This is a genomic window from Actinoplanes sp. GCM10030250, from assembly GCF_042666575.1.
Taxonomy (GTDB): domain Bacteria; phylum Actinomycetota; class Actinomycetes; order Mycobacteriales; family Micromonosporaceae; genus Actinoplanes.
On sequence record NZ_JBHTDO010000023.1, the window covers coordinates 49,130 to 66,759 of the forward strand.

At 70.6% G+C, this 17,630-nt stretch carries 14 protein-coding genes; 4 read left to right on the top strand and 10 right to left on the bottom strand.

Annotated features, from left to right (window positions below):
* Window position 1 precedes the first annotated feature (1 nt).
* Window positions 2-2,230 carry a putative bifunctional diguanylate cyclase/phosphodiesterase gene (locus ACFQV6_RS26655; protein ID WP_378030327.1) on the bottom strand — a complete coding sequence of 743 codons (2,229 nt, stop codon included), beginning with the start codon at window positions 2,228-2,230 and terminating at the stop codon, window positions 2-4.
* A gap of 80 nt (window positions 2,231-2,310) precedes the next feature.
* Entirely contained in the window at window positions 2,311-3,705 is a 1,395-nt protein-coding gene (locus tag ACFQV6_RS26660) for an AMP-binding protein (protein ID WP_378030328.1), read from the bottom strand.
* Window positions 3,706-3,808: 103 nt separating this feature from the next.
* Between ACFQV6_RS26660 and ACFQV6_RS26665 the strand changes: the two genes are divergently transcribed.
* Window positions 3,809-5,542 (top strand): ABC transporter ATP-binding protein, encoded by a 1,734-nt coding sequence (locus ACFQV6_RS26665; protein WP_378030329.1) that lies wholly within the window; start codon window positions 3,809-3,811, stop codon window positions 5,540-5,542.
* On the opposite strand, the gene ACFQV6_RS26670 is transcribed toward ACFQV6_RS26665, so the two are convergent.
* From ACFQV6_RS26670 to ACFQV6_RS26685, 4 genes are all read right to left on the bottom strand, one after another.
* Complete coding sequence (locus ACFQV6_RS26670) at window positions 5,528-5,770, bottom strand: hypothetical protein (RefSeq protein ID WP_378030330.1); 243 nt, start codon at window positions 5,768-5,770, stop codon at window positions 5,528-5,530. The genes ACFQV6_RS26665 and ACFQV6_RS26670 overlap by 15 nt on opposite strands.
* A 408-nt stretch (window positions 5,771-6,178) precedes the next feature.
* On the bottom strand, window positions 6,179-6,946 hold the full coding sequence (locus ACFQV6_RS26675; protein WP_378030331.1) for a phosphotransferase: 768 nt from the start codon (window positions 6,944-6,946) through the stop codon (window positions 6,179-6,181).
* 121 nt (window positions 6,947-7,067) lie between these two features.
* The gene (locus ACFQV6_RS26680; protein WP_378030332.1) at window positions 7,068-9,212 is read right to left on the bottom strand and encodes a 3-hydroxyacyl-CoA dehydrogenase NAD-binding domain-containing protein; all 2,145 of its coding nucleotides are present in this window, start codon (window positions 9,210-9,212) and stop codon (window positions 7,068-7,070) included.
* 19 nt (window positions 9,213-9,231) lie between these two features.
* Window positions 9,232-10,446, bottom strand: coding sequence for an acetyl-CoA C-acetyltransferase (locus tag ACFQV6_RS26685; RefSeq protein WP_378030333.1), 1,215 nt, complete (start codon window positions 10,444-10,446; stop codon window positions 9,232-9,234).
* A gap of 114 nt (window positions 10,447-10,560) precedes the next feature.
* On the opposite strand from ACFQV6_RS26685, the gene ACFQV6_RS26690 reads away from it, so the two are divergent.
* Together ACFQV6_RS26690 and ACFQV6_RS26695 are read left to right on the top strand one after the other, a co-directional pair.
* The gene (locus ACFQV6_RS26690) at window positions 10,561-11,811 is read left to right on the top strand and encodes a TetR/AcrR family transcriptional regulator (RefSeq protein ID WP_378030334.1); all 1,251 of its coding nucleotides are present in this window, start codon (window positions 10,561-10,563) and stop codon (window positions 11,809-11,811) included.
* A gap of 111 nt (window positions 11,812-11,922) precedes the next feature.
* Window positions 11,923-13,731 carry an AMP-dependent synthetase/ligase gene (locus ACFQV6_RS26695; protein WP_378030335.1) on the top strand — a complete coding sequence of 603 codons (1,809 nt, stop codon included), beginning with the start codon at window positions 11,923-11,925 and terminating at the stop codon, window positions 13,729-13,731.
* A 67-nt stretch (window positions 13,732-13,798) separates the two neighbouring features.
* On the opposite strand, the gene ACFQV6_RS26700 is transcribed toward ACFQV6_RS26695, so the two are convergent.
* Both ACFQV6_RS26700 and ACFQV6_RS26705 read right to left on the bottom strand, forming a co-directional pair.
* Entirely contained in the window at window positions 13,799-14,107 is a 309-nt protein-coding gene (locus ACFQV6_RS26700; protein WP_378030336.1) for a hypothetical protein, read from the bottom strand.
* 306 nt (window positions 14,108-14,413) lie between these two features.
* Window positions 14,414-14,548 carry a hypothetical protein gene (locus ACFQV6_RS26705; RefSeq protein ID WP_378030337.1) on the bottom strand — a complete coding sequence of 45 codons (135 nt, stop codon included), beginning with the start codon at window positions 14,546-14,548 and terminating at the stop codon, window positions 14,414-14,416.
* An 85-nt stretch (window positions 14,549-14,633) separates the two neighbouring features.
* On the opposite strand from ACFQV6_RS26705, the gene ACFQV6_RS26710 reads away from it, so the two are divergent.
* Window positions 14,634-15,452: a glycoside hydrolase family 26 protein gene (locus tag ACFQV6_RS26710; protein WP_378030338.1), complete on the top strand. Its 819-nt coding sequence runs from the start codon at window positions 14,634-14,636 to the stop codon at window positions 15,450-15,452.
* A 96-nt stretch (window positions 15,453-15,548) separates the two neighbouring features.
* Here the strand turns inward: ACFQV6_RS26710 and ACFQV6_RS26715 are convergent, their stop codons facing one another.
* Together ACFQV6_RS26715 and ACFQV6_RS26720 are read right to left on the bottom strand one after the other, a co-directional pair.
* Window positions 15,549-16,958, bottom strand: a complete 1,410-nt coding sequence (locus ACFQV6_RS26715; protein ID WP_378030339.1) for a diguanylate cyclase domain-containing protein — start codon at window positions 16,956-16,958, stop codon at window positions 15,549-15,551.
* Between the two features lie 141 nt (window positions 16,959-17,099).
* On the bottom strand, window positions 17,100-17,561 hold the full coding sequence (locus ACFQV6_RS26720) for a DUF1707 domain-containing protein (RefSeq protein WP_378030340.1): 462 nt from the start codon (window positions 17,559-17,561) through the stop codon (window positions 17,100-17,102).
* Between the last annotated feature and the right edge of the window lie 69 nt (window positions 17,562-17,630).

The window sequence follows — 17,630 nt, forward strand, 5'->3', positions numbered from 1 at the left end:
ACTATAGCGCCAGAACGGGCTGGCCGAGAGCCTCGTCGATCTTGTTTGCGGGGGCCGGACGGGCGAAATAAAACCCCTGTGCGTACCGGTAGCCGAGGGCGTGCAGCCGGATCGCCTGTTCCTGGGTCTCCACGCCTTCGGCCACGGCGCGCAGGCCGAGGGTGCTGGCGATGGTGCTGAGCGAGGTCGCGATGGCCTCCTGCTCGGCGGTGCCGTTGAGGTCGTCGATGAAGGACTTGTCGACTTTGAGGGTGGTGACCGGGCAGGTGCGCAGCAGGGTCAGGGAGCTGTGGCCCGTACCGAAGTCGTCGAGGGCCACGCCGACGCCCAGGTCGCGCAGTTCGCGGACGGTGCTGAGGGCCGCGCCGCCGGCGAAGACGGCAGTCTCGGTGATCTCGATGGTGATCCGGTCGGGGGCCAGGCCGTACCGGTGCAGAGCGTCGGCGACCAGGCCGGGCAGGTCAGGGTCGAGCAGTTGCCGTGCCGAGACGTTGATGTTGACGCGGGGGCCGGCGGCGCCGTGCCGGTCCTGCCAGCCGGCGGCGTCGGCGCAGGCGGTGTCGAGGATCCAGGCGCCCAGGTCGATGATCAGGCCGCTGTGTTCAGCGACCGGGATGAACTCGGCGGGGGAGACCACCGGACCGTCGGCGGGGTGCCAGCGGACCAGGGCTTCGACGCCGGTGATGGCGCCGCCGGGCAGTTCGACGATGGGCTGGTAGAGCAGCCGGAACTCGTTGTTCTCGAGGCCGCGGCGCAGGGCGGCGGCCAGCTCGGCGTGGTGCTGTGCGGTGGCGTCGAGTTCGGCGCTGTGCTCGCGGTGCCGGTTCGCGCCGGTGAGTTTGGCGGCCTGCAGGGCCAGTTCGGCGCGGCGCAGCAGGTCGGAGGCGGCGCTGTCGTCGCCGGTGGCGGTACCGACGGTGACGGTGACCAGCAGGTCGTGGCCGTCGACCCGCAGCGGGCTGCGGAAGGCCTGGAGCAGGGTGTCGGCGATGTCGGTGCGGTTGCCGGGCAGCAGCACCCCGAACTCGTCGCCGAGGAGCCGGGCGACGATCGCGCCGGGGCCGGCGGTGACGTTCACCCGCTCGGCGGCAGCGCGCAGGAGGGTGTCGCCGGCTTCGTCGCCGAGGCTGTCGTTGAGGGCGGCGAACCCGTCGAGGTCGCAGACGGCCACGGTGGTGGTGCCGGTACGGCGAGCCAGGTTCGCGGTGAACAGCCGCCGGTTGGGCAGGCCGGTCAGGTCGTCGTGGTGTGCCTGCTCGTCGAGCCGGTCGAGCAGCGCGTTGTTGTCGGACAGAGCGGCGTACTGGCGGACCATGACGAGCAGGGTCAGCACCACGGAACCGCCGGCGAGTCCGGGCGGCAGGTGCCCGACCTGGAGGGTGACGCCGATCAGCAGGACGGCGGTGATCGCGACGGCGGCGTACGGCACGGCGCTGACCTGCCGCCAGATGCCGAGGTGCCCGGGTTGCCGTTCGGCGGCCTCGGGGCGCGGCTTCGCCGGGGTGAGGTTCGCCTGCGTCTGGAAGCGTGCCGCGAGCGCGAAGAACAGTCCCGCGACAGGAAGGGTCACCACTGTCGGGTTGAGGAACGGGTATTCGTTGAGCAGCGGCGTCACGCCCCACGCGATCGGGGCGAGCAGCCCGATCGGGGTCAGCGCCCAGAGCGCGCGCTGGTTGACGGCGCCGCTGCGGGTGATCCCGGCTTTGATCACGCCGACGACGGCGGCGCAGGCGGCGGCCAGCACCACCACGAGCGTGACTGCTTCGATGATGCCGTTGGTGGCGGACATCGAGCTGCTCCACATGAAGTGGACGATGATGATCGTGGCGGCGACGGCCACCACGGCGACGTCGAGGCACATCGCCACGGTGGCGCGCCAGCTGCGCTTTGGCCGAGGTAGCCGGATCAGGGCGTGGATGCCGACGGAGACCGCGATCAGGTAGCAGGCCGCGGTGCCCGGGCTCATCTCGGTGGCGCTCCCGGTGGCGACCGTGTCGAGGGTTTGGCCGATGGTTCCGGCGGCGAGCCAGGCGCTGGTGAAGCCGAGGCGCCGCCAGAAGTCGCGGGTGGCGCCCTGCGCGGAGCGGGCGGCGACCACGCTGGCGAGGGTGGCGGTGACGGCGGCGCCGATGCTCGGCGGCCAGAGCGGCCACTGCGGTGAGCCGTGTGCCAGGGCGGTGACGCCGAGGACGACGCCCGCCACGAACCAGAACACGGCGATGATGAGCACCAGCCCGGCTGCTGAGGCAGATCGAAGCGAGGGTTTCATCATGCCCGGACTCATCGGCACCGGCGGGTGCCGCCTGAGGATCACCTGTGAACAAGCAGTTTCTTCTGCACCTTTCCCATGGCGTTGCGGGGGAGCTGGTCGACCAGGTGCACGGTTCGGGGTCGTTTGTGTGCGGCGAGGCGTACGGCCACGAATCGGATGAGCTCGTCCGGACTGACCGGGTCGGCGACCACGAACGCCGTGATCTGCTCGCCGAGGTCGGCGTGTGCGGTGCCGATCACGGCGGCCTCGCGGACGGCGGGGTGCAGCAGCAGGGCGTCCTCGACCTCTCCGGCGCCGACCCGGTAGCCGCCGGTTTTGATCAGGTCGGTGGAGGCGCGGCCGACGAGGCGGTGCCAGTTGTCCGGTCCGATCGTGGCGACGTCGCCGGTGGGGAACCAGCCGTCGTCGAGGTCCGGCGGGGTGACGGATCCGCCGGTCAGGTAGCCGTCGAGCAGGGTCGGCCCGCGAACCTGGAGGTGGCCGATGGTCTCGCCGTCGCTGGGCAGGGGATGGCCGGCCTCGTCGACGAGACGGGTGGTGATGCCGGGCAGGGGTGTGCCGACGTGTCCGGCCCGGCGGTCGCCGTCGGCGCGGGCGCTGATGGTGATCAGGGTTTCGGTCATGCCGTACCGCTCGACCGGGGATTGGCCGGTGAGTGCGGCGAGGGCCTGGAACACCGGCACGGGCAGGGCGGCGCTGCCGGAGACGAGCAGGCGGGCCCCGGCGAGCGCGCGGGCGGCGTCGGGGGCGGCGGCGATCCGGGACCAGACTGTGGGTACACCGAAGTACAGGGTGCCGCCGGCTGACGCGTACCCCTGCGGTGTGGGTTTTCCGGTGTGCACCAGCCGCGACCCCCGGCGGAGCGGGCCCAGCACGCCCAGAACGAGCCCGTGCACGTGATAGATCGGAAGGCCGTGCACGAGGGTGTCGCCGGCGGTCCAATCCCAGGCCGCGGCGAGGGCGTCGAGGTCGGCGGCGATCGCCGCGCGGGAGATCACCACGCCTTTCGGCGGGCCGGTGGTGCCGCTGGTGTAAAGGACCAAGGCCGGGCCGTGCGCATCCGGCGCGGGTGGGACGGTTGCGGTCCGCATGTGGTGCAAAGGCATGTGGGGTACGGCCGAAGCGCCCGTCGCCGCCGGATCGCCGGACAGCATCAGCGCCGCGCCGGAGTCCCGCAGGATGTGGTCGCGTTCCCGGTCACCGGCGCCCGGCGGCACCGGCACGACCGGCACACCGGCCAGCAACGCCCCGGTGATCGCGATGATCGTCGCGGCCGTCGGGGTGGCGTCCACGGCGACGATCGGCGCCCCGGCGATCTCGGCAGCGACGCCGGCGGCCCGCCCGAGCAGCTCGTGGCGGGAGAGTGTGGCGTCCGGCGCGACGACCGCGTCCGCGATGTCGTCGTCCTGATGCAGCGCGGCCAGCAAGGTCATCGCTGGATTCTGTCATCCGCTCAGGTTGTTTAACCGCTGCTCGACTCGGCGTGCGGGTGACCACCGGATTGCCCTGCGTAAAACCGCTGCTTAGCGTCGGTTCGTGTCCGTTGACCGCAGCACCGACCGGGCCCGCTGGCGGGACCTGCGCCGGCTGACCCGCGGCTACCGCCGGTGGATCGGTGTGTCGGCCGGGCTGAGCCTGCTCGGGTCGGCGCTGGCCCTGGCCCAGCCGCTGCTCGCCGGTGCCGCGGTGGACGGTGCGGCCGGCGGGCGGGTGCCGTGGCTGATCTTCACGGCGCTCGCCGGGTTGTTCGCCGCGCAGGCCTGCGCGCTGGCGGTGGCCCGGTACGTGCAGGCCCGCACCGGCGAGACGATGACCCGGGACCTGCGGCGGGAGCTCGCCGGTCATCTGCTGCGGGTACGCCTGTCGGTGCTGGACCGGGTCCGGACCGGCGACGTGATCGCCCGGGCGTGCGGCGACACCACGGTGGTGAAGGTGCTCGTCGCGCAGAGCCTCGGCACCGGGATCGCCGGGGTGATCGGCCTGATCGCCGTGGTGGTGCTGCTCGGCTGGCTGGACCCGCTGCTGCTGGCGCTGGTGTCGGTGCTGTTCGGTGTCGCCGTCGGTGGCCTGCTCGTGGTGGTACGCCGGCTGCGGGTCGCCTCCCGGGTCGCGCAGACCGCCGAGGGCACCCTGCTGGCCGACCTGGAACGGGTCCTCGGCGGCATGCGCACCGTGCGGGCCTGCCGGGCGGAGCCGCTGGAGGAGGAGCGGCTGCGGTCGTCGGCAGGACAGGCGTACCGGGCGAACCTGCGGATGGCCCGGCTCGTCGCGATGAGCGGGCCCACCAACGACCTGGCGGTGAGCGGCGCCTTCCTCGCGGTGCTGCTGGTCGGAGCCGGGCGGGTGGCCGCGGGGGAGACCAGCCTCGGCCGGTTGGTGGCGTTCACGCTGGCCATGACCTATCTGGCGGCCCCGATCTACGAGATCTTCCAGGCGGTCAGCGCCGTCCAGCAGGGCTCCGGTGCGCTGCACCGGATCAACGAGGTGCTGGCGCTGCCGGTGGAACGCGACGAGCCGGTCGCGGTGGTGCCGATGCGCGGCAGCCCGCCGGTGCTGGAGTTCCGCGACGTGTGGTTCGGCTACGACCCCGCGCACCCGGTGCTGCGCGGGATCCGGTTCGCGGTGCCGGACTGCGGCGTCGTCGCGCTGGTGGGGCCGTCCGGTGCGGGCAAGTCGACGATCTTCGCGCTGGCCGAGCGGTTCTACGAACCCGACCGGGGGGTGGTGCTGCTGCGGGGGCGGTTTCTTCCGTACGACTGGCACCGCGCCGCCGTCGGCCTGGTCGAACAGGACTGCCCCCTGATGGCCGGCACCCTGCGCGACAACCTGCTGTACGGCTCCGGCCCGGTCGCCGACGACGAGATGAGCCGGGTCCTGGCGATGACCGGCCTGACCGGGGTGGTCACCTCCCTGCCGCACGGCCTCGACACCCCCGTCGGCGAACGCGGCAGCCGGCTCTCCGGCGGCCAGCGCCAGCGGGTCGCCATCGCCCGCTGCCTGCTCACCCGCCCCCAGCTGATCCTGCTCGACGAGCCGACCGCCCACCTCGACCCGGACGGCGAACAGGCCCTCGCGGCGGCGCTTCGCGAGGTGGCGCAGGTCTGCGCGCTGATCGTGATCGCCCACCGCTTCTCGACGGTGCGCTCGGCCGACCGGGTCCTGGTGGTCGACGACGGCGTGGTCACGGCCGAGGGCACCCACGAGGAGTTGCTGGCGGCGAACCCGTACTACCAGCGCCTGGCCAGTGACGGCCGCCTACGAGTCGGCTAGCTCGGCGCGCAGGTCGATCAGCTCCGCGGTGGCGGTACTGCCGGTCTGCCAGTCGCCGGTCACGTTGCTGAGCCACACCAGGTGTTCGAGGGCGTCGTCGTACTCCCGCTGCCACTGAGGGGAGACGGCGTGCAGCTTGCGGTGCGCGGCCACCCGGATCGTCGCGGCGTGCAGCGGAGGCCCGAACTGCCCGTCGGCAACCAGCAGCACCACGCGCTTCCCCGCCATCCGCGCCCCCGTCCTCGTTCGCCGCCGGAGTCAGCCGTGCCGTTCGCCGCTGGCGTCAGTCCATCATCGACGGCCGGTGCAACACATCGCGCCTGCACCCACGCCCGGCCGCTCGAGCCAGCTGGCTCCCAGCGTTGCCTTCGGCCACTCCCGGCACCCCTCACGCCCAGCCGGTCGGTTCAGCTGGTGCTGGGCGGGGTGTTCGGGCGCCGCGGGCCCCGCTGACGCCCAGCTGGTCGGGTGGGCTGGTGCTGGGCGGGGTGTTTGGGCGTCCCGGGCCCCGCTGACGCCCAGCCGGCTCGCCGGGCTGGTGCTGGTTGGGGTGTTTGGGCGCCGCGGGCCCCGCTGAGGCCCAGCTGGGCGCGGGAGGGGTCGGCGGGAGGGGTCGGATCCGCGGGAGGGGAGGGATCAGCGGGGGAAGTCGGAGAGTTCTTGGACGGCGGTGGCCAGGTCCTTGTCGTAGCCGGCGTCGATCAACTCGCGGCAGCCCGGGTCGCCGACGGCGGCGAGGCGGCGGATGTCGTGGATCGAGGCGCTGATCCGGTCGCGGGTCTCGTGGACCATCTGGCGGGCGGGACCGCGCCACCCGTACGCGTCAAGGAAAAGCCGCAGCCTGCGCGGCCGGTCGGCGAAGGCCTCGAATCCCTCGGCCTCGGCCACGTAGCGGGCGGAGAGCGGTACCCAGGCGAAGGCGGTGAACGCGAGATCGGCCTCGCGGGTGACCGGCCCGGCGAAGTCCCAGCCGAAGAAGCCGGTGACCCGCCCGTCGGCACGGACCACATTGCACGGTGCGGCGTCGTTGTGCCCGATGATCAGACCGGGTTCCCAGGTGCCGCCTTTGCGCCAGGTGGCGTCGGGCGGCGGGACGAAGTCGGCCACCGCGGCGTGATACTCGCGCAGCCACTGTGCGACCTGCCACAGGGTGTCGTCGCTGTGTACCCAGGCGGGCCAGGGGAGTTCCGGGGCGAGTGCCTCTCCGGGGAGCAGGGAGCGGATCTCCCGGTCCTTCTCGTCGATGCCAAGCGGGGCGGGGGCGCCGTCGAATCCGGCGTCGGTCAGGTGTTGCAGCAGGGCGTGGACCGCGGGGGTCCAGGGTCCGGCCGGACGGCGTACGGTCTGCCCGAGGCGGATCGCACCTTTCGTCCGGCCGCCGGGTAACTCCTGTTCCATGCTCATGATCAACTACCGTAACCCGGCGATCGTTGATCATGGTTGTGGGCAGGTGTCCGGCCGGCGGCCGGAAGATGGCGCAGATCAGTCCGGATCCCGGTGTCACCAGGCCGGACGAAGCAGAAGATCAGGCGAAGATCTCGCCCGCTTCGGCCTTGGCGAGCAGCAGCGGCGGCGGCGTGAACCGGTCACCGTACCGTTCCGCCAGCTCACGGGCCCGAGCCACAAACCCGGGAAGCCCACCCTCGTACTGGTTGATGTACTGGAGCACACCCCCGGTCCACCCCGGGTACCCGATCCCGAAGATCGACCCGATGTTCGCCTCCGGCACCGACAGCAGCACACCCTCATCCAGGCACTTGACCGTCTCGATGGCCTCGATGAAGAGCATCCGCTCCTTCAGGTCCTCGAACGGGATCGCCACATCCGGCTGGGCAAAGGCGGACAGCCCCGCCCACAGCCCGGTCCGCTTACCGTCCACGTACTCGTAGAAGCCCGCCCCGCCCGAACGCCCCGGCCGCCCGAACTCGTCGATCATCCGGTCGATCACTACTTCAGCGGGATGCGTCTCCCACTCCAGACCCGCGGCCGTGGCGGCCGCCTGGTACTCCTTGCGGATCTTGCGAGGCAGGGTCAGGGTCAGCTCGTCCATCAGCTGCAGGACCGGGGCGGGATATCCGGCCTGGCTGCTGGCCTGCTCGATGCTGGCCGGCGGCACACCCTCGGCGAGCATGGCGATGCCCTCGTTGGTGAAGGTGCCGATCACCCGGCTGGTGAAGAAGCCACGGCTGTCGTTGACCACGATCGGCGTCTTGCGCAGCCGCTGGACCACACCCAGTGCCCGGCGCACCGCTTCGTCGCCGGTCTTCTCACCCTTGATCACCTCGACGAGCGGCATCTTGTCGACCGGGGAGAAGAAGTGCAGCCCGACGAAGTCGGCTTGGCGGCGGACACCCTCGGCGAGCAGGGTGATCGGCAGCGTCGAGGTGTTGGAGCAGAGCAGCGCGTCGGGTGCGACCACGCCCTCGATCTCGGAGAAGACCTTGTGCTTGAGCGCGGGGTCCTCGAAGACCGCCTCGATCACCACGTCGGCGCCGGCCAGGTCGGCCACCTGGTCGGTGGCGGTGATCAGGCCGAGCAGCGCCTGGCCTTTTTCCGGGGTGATGCGCCCGCGGCCGACGTCCTTGGTGACAAGCTTTTCCGAGTACGCCTTGCCGCGCTGCGCCCCTTCCAGGGTGACGTCGCGCAGCACCACGGGAAGGCCGGAGCGGGCGCACACGTACGCGATCGCCGCACCCATCATCCCGGCGCCCAGCACAGCGACCTTGGTGATCGGGGGCACGTCGCCGATCTGCCGCCCGTTCACCGCGTTCAGGTCGAAGAAGAACGCTTTGATCATGTTCTTGGTGATCTGGCCGGTGACCAGCTCGACGAAGTAGCGCGTCTCGATCACGAACGCGGTGTCGACGTCCACCTGCGCGCCCTCGACCGCCGCCGCCAGAATGTTGCGCGGTGCCGGATAGGGCGCGCCCTTGAGCTGTTTGCGCAGGTTGGCCGGAAACGCGGGAAGCTGCATGGCCAGCGCCGGGCTGGACGGCGAGCCGCCGGGGATCTTGTAGCCCTTGACGTCCCACGGCTGCACGGCGCCGGGGTTCGCGGCGATCCACTCGCGGGCGGCGGTGAGGAGCTGTTCCGGGGTGTCGACCACCTCGTCGATCAGCCCGAGGTCCTTGGCGGCGGGAAGCCGGTGCCGGTTGCCCCTGAGCAGCACCTGGGTCAGCGCGGTCATCAGGCCGAGCAGCCGCACGGTGCGCACCACGCCACCGCCGGCCGGCAGCAGGCCGAGGGTCACCTCGGGGCAGCCGACCTCCAGGCGCGGGTCGTTCAGGGCGATCCGGCGGTGGCAGGCCAGCGCCAGTTCGAGGCCGCCGCCCAGCGCGGACCCGTTGAGCGCGGCGACCACCGGCCGGCCCAGCTTCTCGAGGCGGCGCAGCTGTCCTTTGACCTGGGTGGACAGGGCGAACACGTCGGCTCCGCGGTCGGCCGGGATGGAGCCGAGCTGGTCGAGGTCGCCGCCGGCGAACCAGGACTTCTTCGCCGACGTGATGATCACGCCGGTGATGTTGTCGCGTTCGGCTTCCAGGCGGTCGACGGTTTCGCCCATGCTGCGTACGAAGCCGGCGTTCATGGTGTTCGCGCCGCGGGCGGGATCGTCGAGGGTGAGCACGACGATGCCGTCCTCGCCGCGGTCCCAGCGAATGGTGTCGGTCATCAGAAATCTCTCCCGGGACTCAGAGTCGCTCGACGACGGTGGCGATGCCCATGCCGCCGCCGATGCAGAGGGTGGCCAGGCCGTACCGCCCGCCGCGCCGTTCCAGCTCGTCGACGAGGGTGCCGAGGATCATGGCGCCGGTGGCGCCGAGGGGGTGGCCCATGGCGATCGCGCCGCCGTTGACGTTGACGATCTCGGGGTCGAGTTTCAGGTCCTCGATGAAGTGCAGGACCACCGCGGCGAACGCCTCGTTGATCTCGACGAGGTCGAGGTCGTCGACGGTGAGGCCGGCCTTGGCGAGGGCCTTGCGGGCGGCCGGTGCGGGGCCGGTGAGCATGATGGTCGGGTCGGCACCGCTGAGGGCGGCCGCGACGATCCGGGCGCGCGGGGTGATGCCGGCGCGCTGCCCGGCGGCCTCGGATCCGATCAGCACGAGGGCGGCGCCGTCGACGATGCCGGAGGAGTTGCCGGCCGAGTGGACGTGGTTGATCTTCTCGACCCAGTGGTATTTCTGCAGTGCCACCGCGTCGAAGCCGCCCTGGTCGCCGATGACGGCGAAGGAGGCGGGCAGGTTGCCGAGCCCGTCGAGTGTGGAGTCGGGCCGGATGTGCTCGTCGCGGTCGAGGATGAGCAGGCCGTTGCGATCGCGGACCGGGACCACTGACTTTTCGAAGTACCCGTTCTGCCAGGCCTTCGCGGCTTTCTGCTGTGAGCCGAGGGCGAACGTGTCGACGTCCTCACGGCTGTAACCGTCCATCGTGGCGATCAGGTCGGCACTGATGCCCTGCGGGATGAAGTCGGTCTTCAGGCTGGTCTCCGGGTCGAGCGCCCAGGCGCCGCCGTCGGAGCCCATCGGCACGCGTGACATCGACTCGACGCCGCCGGCCAGGACCAGGTCCTCCCAGCCGGAACGGATCTTCTGCGCCGCCACGTTCACCGCTTCCAGGCCCGAACCGCAGAACCGGTTGAGCTGTACGCCGGCGACCTCGTAGGGCAGCCCGGCGGCGATCGCGGCGGTCTTGGCGATGTCGGAACCCTGGTCGCCGAGCGGGGACACCACGCCGAGCACGACGTCCTCGATGTCGGCCGGGTCCACGCCGGGGAACCGCCGTCGCAGTTCGTCGATGAGGCCGACGACCAGGGAGATGGGCTTCACCCCGTAGAGCGAGCCGGTCTTTTTGCCTCGTCCGCGCGGGGTGCGCACGGCATCGTAGATGAAGGCCTCGGTAGTCATCGCCAACTCCCTCGGATGCGAATTGCGGCTAACTTTTGCCGATGTTTCCGCTAGGTGTCAAGGCTACGGGAGCAATCGTGCAGCGAACCGCAGATCACGACTAGGCTGTCCGTCGTGCAGACAGCAGCGGCGGGCGAACCGGCTCCGGCCGAGCCCGGCGAGCCACCGGGCCGGGCGCGCACCAGCACACGTCCGGACGCGCACAAGCGGCCTGATGAACGCAAACGGCCGAAGGATCGCAAGGCGCAACTCGCGCTGGCCGCCGCGGAGCTGTTCTGCGAGCGCGGTTACCACGGCGTCAGCCTCGACGAGATCGCCACCGCGGTCGGCATCAGCGGCCCCGCGATCTACCGTCACTTCCCCAACAAGTACGCGATGCTCGTCCACGCCACCCGCCAGCTCTCCGACACCGTGCGGGCGGCGACCGAGGGCCAGGATGATCTCGAGTCGCTGATCGCGATCCTGGCGCGGCTGACCGTCGAGGGCCGCCGGGTGGCCGGTCTCTATCAGTGGGAGTGGCGCTATCTGGAGGGGGAGCACCGGGAGGAGTTCCGGGCCGATCTGGTCTCGCTGGTGCGCCGGCTGACCGTACCCCTCAAGGGTGTGCGCCCGGAGCTCACGGACCTTGACGCGGCCGCCCTGGTCCGCGCCGCACTCAGCGTTCTCGGCAGTTTCGGTACGCACCGGGCGGTGATCGCAAAAGGTCGCGCCGAGGCGGCCCTCACCCGTGCGGCCCGCGCGGTGCTGGGCGATGAGCCGCCCACGCCGGCGTCGCCTGCGGCGGAGAAATACGACGATCGACCGGCGTTGGGGGTGGTCGCGCGCCGCGAGATCCTTCTGGCCGAGGCGGTCAAGCTTTTTCATGTGTACGGCTACCACGCGGTCAATGTCGAGGAGATCGGCCGAGCGGCGGGAATCAACGCGTCCAGTGTGTACCGCTACTTTCCCGGCAAGGCCGACATTCTCGCGGCTGCCTTCTATCGCGCCTCGGAGCGGGTCGCCGAGGTGACCGCGACGGCGCTGCACGGCGCCCGTGACGACGAGGACGCGCTGCGCCGGATGGCCGATTCCTACGTCGATCTGACCTTCGAGCGCAGTGCCCTGGTCTCGGTCTACCTGGCGGAGAACAACAACCTGCCCGAGTCCGATCGGCACGAGTTACGCAAGGTCCAGCGGTTGCACGTGGAGGAGTGGGTGCGGCTGCTGTGCCGGCTGCGGCCCGGGGTGCCGGCCGCCGAGGCGCGGGTGCTGGTGCACGCCGCGCTGAACCTGGTGACCGATCTGAGTCGCTGGGTGCAGTTCGACAGGCGTACCGGAATGGACCGTCATCTGGTCCGGCTCGCACGTACGGTTCTTTTAAGTTAAGCGAGATTCGCTAAACCAGCTGCGTGCCCTTCCCAGGAAGTTAATCGGCGTTTACAGTCGCGCCGTGGATAGGTGTGCCTCGCGTCACACCCCTTGGAGGAGGCAATGCCGATGGACTCCGACCTCGCCCGGCGGTGCGCCGACACCGCCGGCGGCCTGACCGTTCCCGCACTGCTGCACCGCAACGCCACCGAGTTCCCGGACCTGCCGGCCCTGAGCGTTCTCGGTCAGCAGGGCACCCGCACCTGGCGCGAACTGCGCGACGAGATCGCGGTCCTGTCCCGGGGTTTCGCCGATCTGGGCCTGCGCGCCGGTGACCGTCTTCTGATCATGATGTCCAGCCGGCCGGAGCACTGGCTGGTCGATCTGGCCGCCGCGCACCTCGGCGCGGTGCCGTCCACCGTCTACGCCACCCTGTCCACCACCCAGTTGCACTACCTCGCCGAGCACAGCGGCGCCCGGATCGTGGTGCTGGAGAACGAGGCGGCCCTGACCCGGTGGCAGCCGATCCTCGACGAGCTGCCCGGCCTGCGACCGGTGGTCGTCGACGGCGACGGCGCCCACTCGCTGCGGCAGGTCGTCGACCGGGGCGAGGCGGCCCACCGCGCCGACCCGGCAGCGTTCGAGAAGGCGTGGCGCGAGGTGCGTCCCGAGCAGCCGGTCACGCTGCTCTACACCTCCGGCACCACCGGCGACCCGAAGGGCGTGGTGCTCACCCACCACAACGTGATCTACCAGTCGGTCATCCTCCAGCAGGTCCTCGACACCCCCGACCACGCCGCGTCCCTGGCCTACCTGCCGCTCGCGCACATCGCCGAACGGCTGCTCGGCATCTACAACGCGATCTACCGGGCCGGCCACGTCACCATCTGCCCGGATCCCACCCAGCTGCTCGCCGGCCTGGTCACCATCCGGCCTACGGCGGTGTTCGGGGTGCCGCGGATCTGGGAGAAGATGGTCGCCGGTGTGCAGGGCCAGCTCGCCACGGCCGACCCGCAGGTGCGCGCCGCCGTCGACGCCGCCCGCGCGGTGGCACTCGAGGTCTACCAGCTGCGCGGCGCCGAGCGGGAGGTCCCGGCGGAGCTGGCCGCGAAACGCGAGGCACTCGACGCCCAGGTGCTGCGGCCGCTGCGGGGCCGCCTCGGCCTGGACAACGTGATCTCCGCGAGCAGCGGCGCCGCCCCGATCCCGGTCGACGTCCTGCTCTACCTGGCAAGTCTCGGCATCGACGTGCACGAGGTGTGGGGGATGACCGAGACCACCGGCACCTGCACGATCAACACGCCGGAGCACTTCCGTACCGGCTCGGTGGGGCGGGTCAACCCGGGCATGGAGCTGAGGCTGGCCGAGGACGGCGAGATCCTGGTGCGCGGTCCGCTGGTCTGCGCCGGCTATCTGCGGGCGGACGGCGGGATCGACCCGGTCACCGACGCGGACGGCTGGCTGGCCACCGGCGACGTGGGCACCCTCGACGACGACGGGTTCCTGACGATCACCGACCGGAAGAAGGAGCTGATCATCAACTCCAGCGGGAAGAACATCTCGCCCGCGCAGATCGAGAACCACCTGCGGGCGCACCCTCTGATCGCCCAGGCGGTGGCGATCGGCGACCGCCGCCCGTACGTCACGGCGCTGATCGTCCTCGACGAGGAGACCGCTCCGGTCTGGGCCCGCGCCCGCGGCCTCGCGGATCCGACGCTGCCGTCGCTGGCTGCCGATCCGGTGGTGGTCGCGGAGATCGGTGCGGCGGTCGAGGCGGCCAACACCAAGCTGGCCCGGCCCGAGCAGGTCAAGACCTTCCGCATTCTGCGATCAGGCTGGACACCGGAGACCGGCGAGCTGACACCGACGCTCAAGCTGCGTCGCCGGGTCATTCAGCAACGGTACGCCCACGACATCGAAAAATTGTATGGCGAATAGCGTCGCCTGAGGGAACAGAGGGCGATGACCCGCGCTCTCTGTTCCCTGGAATTCCGTCTGTCAAAGGTCAGTTGCAGTATTCCCAGAAGCCCTTCTCGAAGCCCTTCTCAAAGCCCCGCTCGTATCCGCGCTCGTAGTCGGTCTCCTGCGAGTTGAGCTTGTACTGCGCCTTGTAAGGCTTCTGGCACTCGTCGCGGGCCATCCGCCACCCGTCCCGGTAACCCTTGCTAAGGCCCTTCTGGAAGTCCTTGAAGCTGCTCACCTGGGCGGCGCCGGCGGGCGCGGCGACAGCGGGTGAAACGGTGACGGCCTGGGTGACCCCGGCGCCGAGGAACAGAACGGTTCCGACGGTGGCCGCCAGTTTGCCAGCACGCATGATCATTTACCCCCGTAATGATTTCTTCGGGCATTTCGCCCCTCGAAATCGAACCTACGCCGGGGCTACCGGGTCGTCAGGCGATCGTATTGCGGATCGCTGTTCCGCCAATTCTTTCGGATGATCGGATGAGGCACCCCGCGGCTGGTCAGCGGGTGTGGGCTCGGCCGCGGGGACGACCGGACCGGCCTCGCGGCCGAGACGATCGGCGCACGGCTACGGGCAGGATGGGCGTGATCTTGATGGCTGTTCGACGGGGGTACGTGTGGGTTCCGAGCCCGGAAGCGGCCGCCGGCTGTCGCGCCGTCACCTGCTGGCGCTGGCGGCGCTGACCGTCCCCGCGGGGTGCGCCACCAGCACCGGAACGCCGCGGGGGCGGGCGCTGACCGTACCCTCACGGTCTGCTGCTCCACCGGCGCCGAGCGCGACCGCGGCGCCCACCGCGACTGCTCCCTCCAGCGCGCCCCCGAAGCCGAGAGCGACGGTTTCGGTAAAGGAACCCGAATCCGACGGCCGCGGCGGCCCCGTGCCGTTCATTTCCGGACAGGCGATGCTCGGGTCCTACCTCGCGCTCGGCGGCAGATCGCTGAAGCAGAGCCTCGCCCTGCGCCGCGATCAACTGGGCCGTGAGCAGCGCATCGTGCACCGGTTCTACCCCTGGGACGGCTACGTGCCGGCGTCCGAACCCGACGTCGCCAGGAGCAGCGTGCTGATGGTTTCCTGGCACGGCGCGCCCCTCGCCGGGATCAACGACGGCTCGTCCGACGGCAACATCCGCTCGGTGGCGCGCAAGCTGAAAGCGATGAAGCGGCCCATCCTGCTGCGCTGGGGATGGGAGATGAACGGCGGCTGGTTCGAGTGGAGCGGCCCGCAGAACGGCGGTCCCGCGAATTACGTCAAGGCCTATCGCCGGATTCACCGCATCTTCACCGATCAGGGCGCCGACAATGTCGCCTGGGTGTGGAGCCCGAACTGGAACTCCGCACCGAACACCGCGGCGAACCGGATTCAGAAGTACTACCCCGGAGACGACTATGTGGACTGGGTCGGCGTCTCCGGATACAACTTCTTCGGCGAATCACCGTCGACGCTGTTCAACCCGGTCACCCGAATCTACGGCGACCGCAAACCCGTCATCCTCACCGAGACCGCCGCGGTGAAGAAAAAATCCGCCTGGATCAAACAGCTCAGCACCTGGGTGGCGAAAACACCGGCGGTCGGCGCGGTCGTCTGGTTCGACACCGACACCCAGCACGACAGCGCCAACAACTTCCGCTTCGACACCGATTCCTCGGCACTGTCCGCCTATCGCGCCATGGCGCGCACCCCGCGTTTCCAGGGCTGAGCGCCTTTTCCACGCTCACTTCTTTTCTGGTACGGCCGGCGAACAGCTCTCCGAATTCCGCCCGTTTCGGCGCCGGCCCATGCGGGTGGCCGGGCTTCAGGCAACCGCCGGCTCCGCCGCCCGGACGCAGGCCCGGCCGTCCGCCTTTGCCCGGTACAGCGCCGCATCGGCGCGAGCCACCAGCGCCTCGGCAGCCTCACCGTGACGCGACGCGGCGACGCCGGCCGAGAAGGTCTGCCCCGACGGCATCACCTCCCGCATGCGCTCGACAAGTGTCAGCGCGTCATCGGCCGAAGTTTCCGGCAGCAGCAGGCCGAACTCCTCTCCGCCGTAGCGGTACAGCACGTCGTCGTGGCCCGCCACCTCCCGCCACGCCGTCGTGGCGTCGCGCAGCAGCTGATCACCGGCCTGATGCCCGAAGGAGTCGTTGAACCGCTTGAAGTGGTCCAGGTCGAGCAGCACGACCACCAGAGGCTGCCGCGCACCGACGAGCGTGTGCAGCCGCGCGTCCCAGGAGCGGCGGTTACCGACCCCGGTCAGCCCGTCGTGGGCGGCGAGCTCCGACAGCTCCCGCGCCTGCCGCTCGACCTGCCGGGTCAGACCGGCCATCCGGGTCACCACCAGCAGGAACAACACGACACAGGCCACCCCGATGGGTACGGCCTCGACGTGCCGGCCGGTCAGCGCCTCAGCGAGCAGCAGCGCCGGGGCCAGCAGCGACAGCCCGGCCAGGACAGCGAGGCGGCGCGTGGTCAGCCGGGAGGCCGGCGCGCTGACGACAGCGGTCAGCCGCGGCATCGACGGGTGCAGGGCCGCCGCGCCGAAAGCGGTGTAACTCAGCAGGTACAGATAACCGCCCCAGTAGGTCTGCGTCGCGCCCTGCTCGGCCAGCACGGCGTTGGCCACGTCACCGGCGAGCCAACCGCAAGCGGCGAACAGCAGCAGGTAGAGCGACATGTTGCGGGTTCCGCCGCCCACCAGCAGGCGCACCAGCAGGGTCAGCAGTGCTACATCGCCGAGCAGCCACGCCAGCCGCAGCACCAGCAACGCCACCGGCTGATCCGGCGCGGCCATCACCGGCGTCACCGCGATCAGCCACAGCGGCAGAGCCAGCGCGCTGGCGACGATCGCGGAGTCGATGACCGCCCCGCGCTCGCGGCCGGCCGAGCGGCTGCGGACAACAAGCGCGAGACCGGCCGCCAGGGTCGGATAGGAGATCAGGTAGACGCAGCTCTCCACGATCAGCAGCACCTGCGAGCCCGGATAGGACCAGGTCCGCAGGCAGACGACGATGTCGCCGATCAGGCTGATCTGCAGGGCTGTCCAGATCAGCCACCACGCCGCCGCCGAGCGTGGCCGCTGCCGCAGGACACCCATGAGCATCACGGCGGAGGCGCTGATGCCCACCACCCCGTACATCACGGTCTGCAGCCCCGGGGTGGCGACCGTGTAGAGAAGTGCCAGCACCACGCCGGTGGGCAGATAGACGCGGTACGGCCATTTCACAGGGCCATTGATCGGTCGCTGCGGCCGCCGCCTGAGCCGTTGTGACAGACCTGCCGAGGCCGCTTTTTCAAGGTCGCTTTTCCGAGGTCTTTTGTCGCGGCCGGGCCCGGAATCCATCCCGGCGGTGAAGCGCCTGACCCCTCACTCGGAGAACGGCGGCGGCCCGGAATCCATCCCGGCGGTGAAGAAGAGGATCATCGCGATCTGCAGGGCCAGCCCGACAACACCGCAGGCCAGACCCGCGACGGCCATCGCCCGGTCACCGCCGCGGATCCCCAGCACGCCCAGCACGACAGCCGCCAAACTGGCCGACGCGCCGAGCGGGGTGCAGGCGAACGTCGGAATGGACAGCACGCCGAAGATCAACGCGAGCAGCGGGACCCGGCTGGGCGCCGGCGGCGGAGCCGGATAGACGATGCGCGGCACCGGAAGGTCGTCGACGAGGCGGGCCAGCTCACCCCAGGTGCGCGACGCATAGGCCATGCCGGCGCGCTGGCTGAACTCGTCCACGCTCAGCCGTCCCTCGGCGGTCGCCGCGCTGAGCCGCGCCACGATCCCCTCACGGTCGGCGTCCGACACGCGGATCCGGGAGTGGCGGTCCATGTACTCGAGGTTACAAGCGCTGTTCAAGCTGCGACAACGCCGCCAGCCGTACGTGGCCGGTTATCACCA

What these genes read in the sequence shown, in the direction of transcription:
- ACFQV6_RS26660 (WP_378030328.1), bottom strand. Translation starts at nt 3,705, where the DNA reads ATGACCTTGCTGGCCGCGCTGCATCAGGACGACGACATCGCGGACGCG.
- ACFQV6_RS26670 (WP_378030330.1), bottom strand. Translation starts at nt 5,770, where the DNA reads ATGGCGGGGAAGCGCGTGGTGCTGCTGGTTGCCGACGGGCAGTTCGGG.
- ACFQV6_RS26675 (WP_378030331.1), bottom strand. Translation starts at nt 6,946, where the DNA reads ATGAGCATGGAACAGGAGTTACCCGGCGGCCGGACGAAAGGTGCGATC.
- ACFQV6_RS26680 (WP_378030332.1), bottom strand. Translation starts at nt 9,212, where the DNA reads ATGACCGACACCATTCGCTGGGACCGCGGCGAGGACGGCATCGTCGTG.
- ACFQV6_RS26685 (WP_378030333.1), bottom strand. Translation starts at nt 10,446, where the DNA reads ATGACTACCGAGGCCTTCATCTACGATGCCGTGCGCACCCCGCGCGGA.
- ACFQV6_RS26695 (WP_378030335.1), top strand. Translation starts at nt 11,923, where the DNA reads ATGGACTCCGACCTCGCCCGGCGGTGCGCCGACACCGCCGGCGGCCTG.
- ACFQV6_RS26700 (WP_378030336.1), bottom strand. Translation starts at nt 14,107, where the DNA reads ATGCGTGCTGGCAAACTGGCGGCCACCGTCGGAACCGTTCTGTTCCTC.
- ACFQV6_RS26720 (WP_378030340.1), bottom strand. Translation starts at nt 17,561, where the DNA reads ATGGACCGCCACTCCCGGATCCGCGTGTCGGACGCCGACCGTGAGGGG.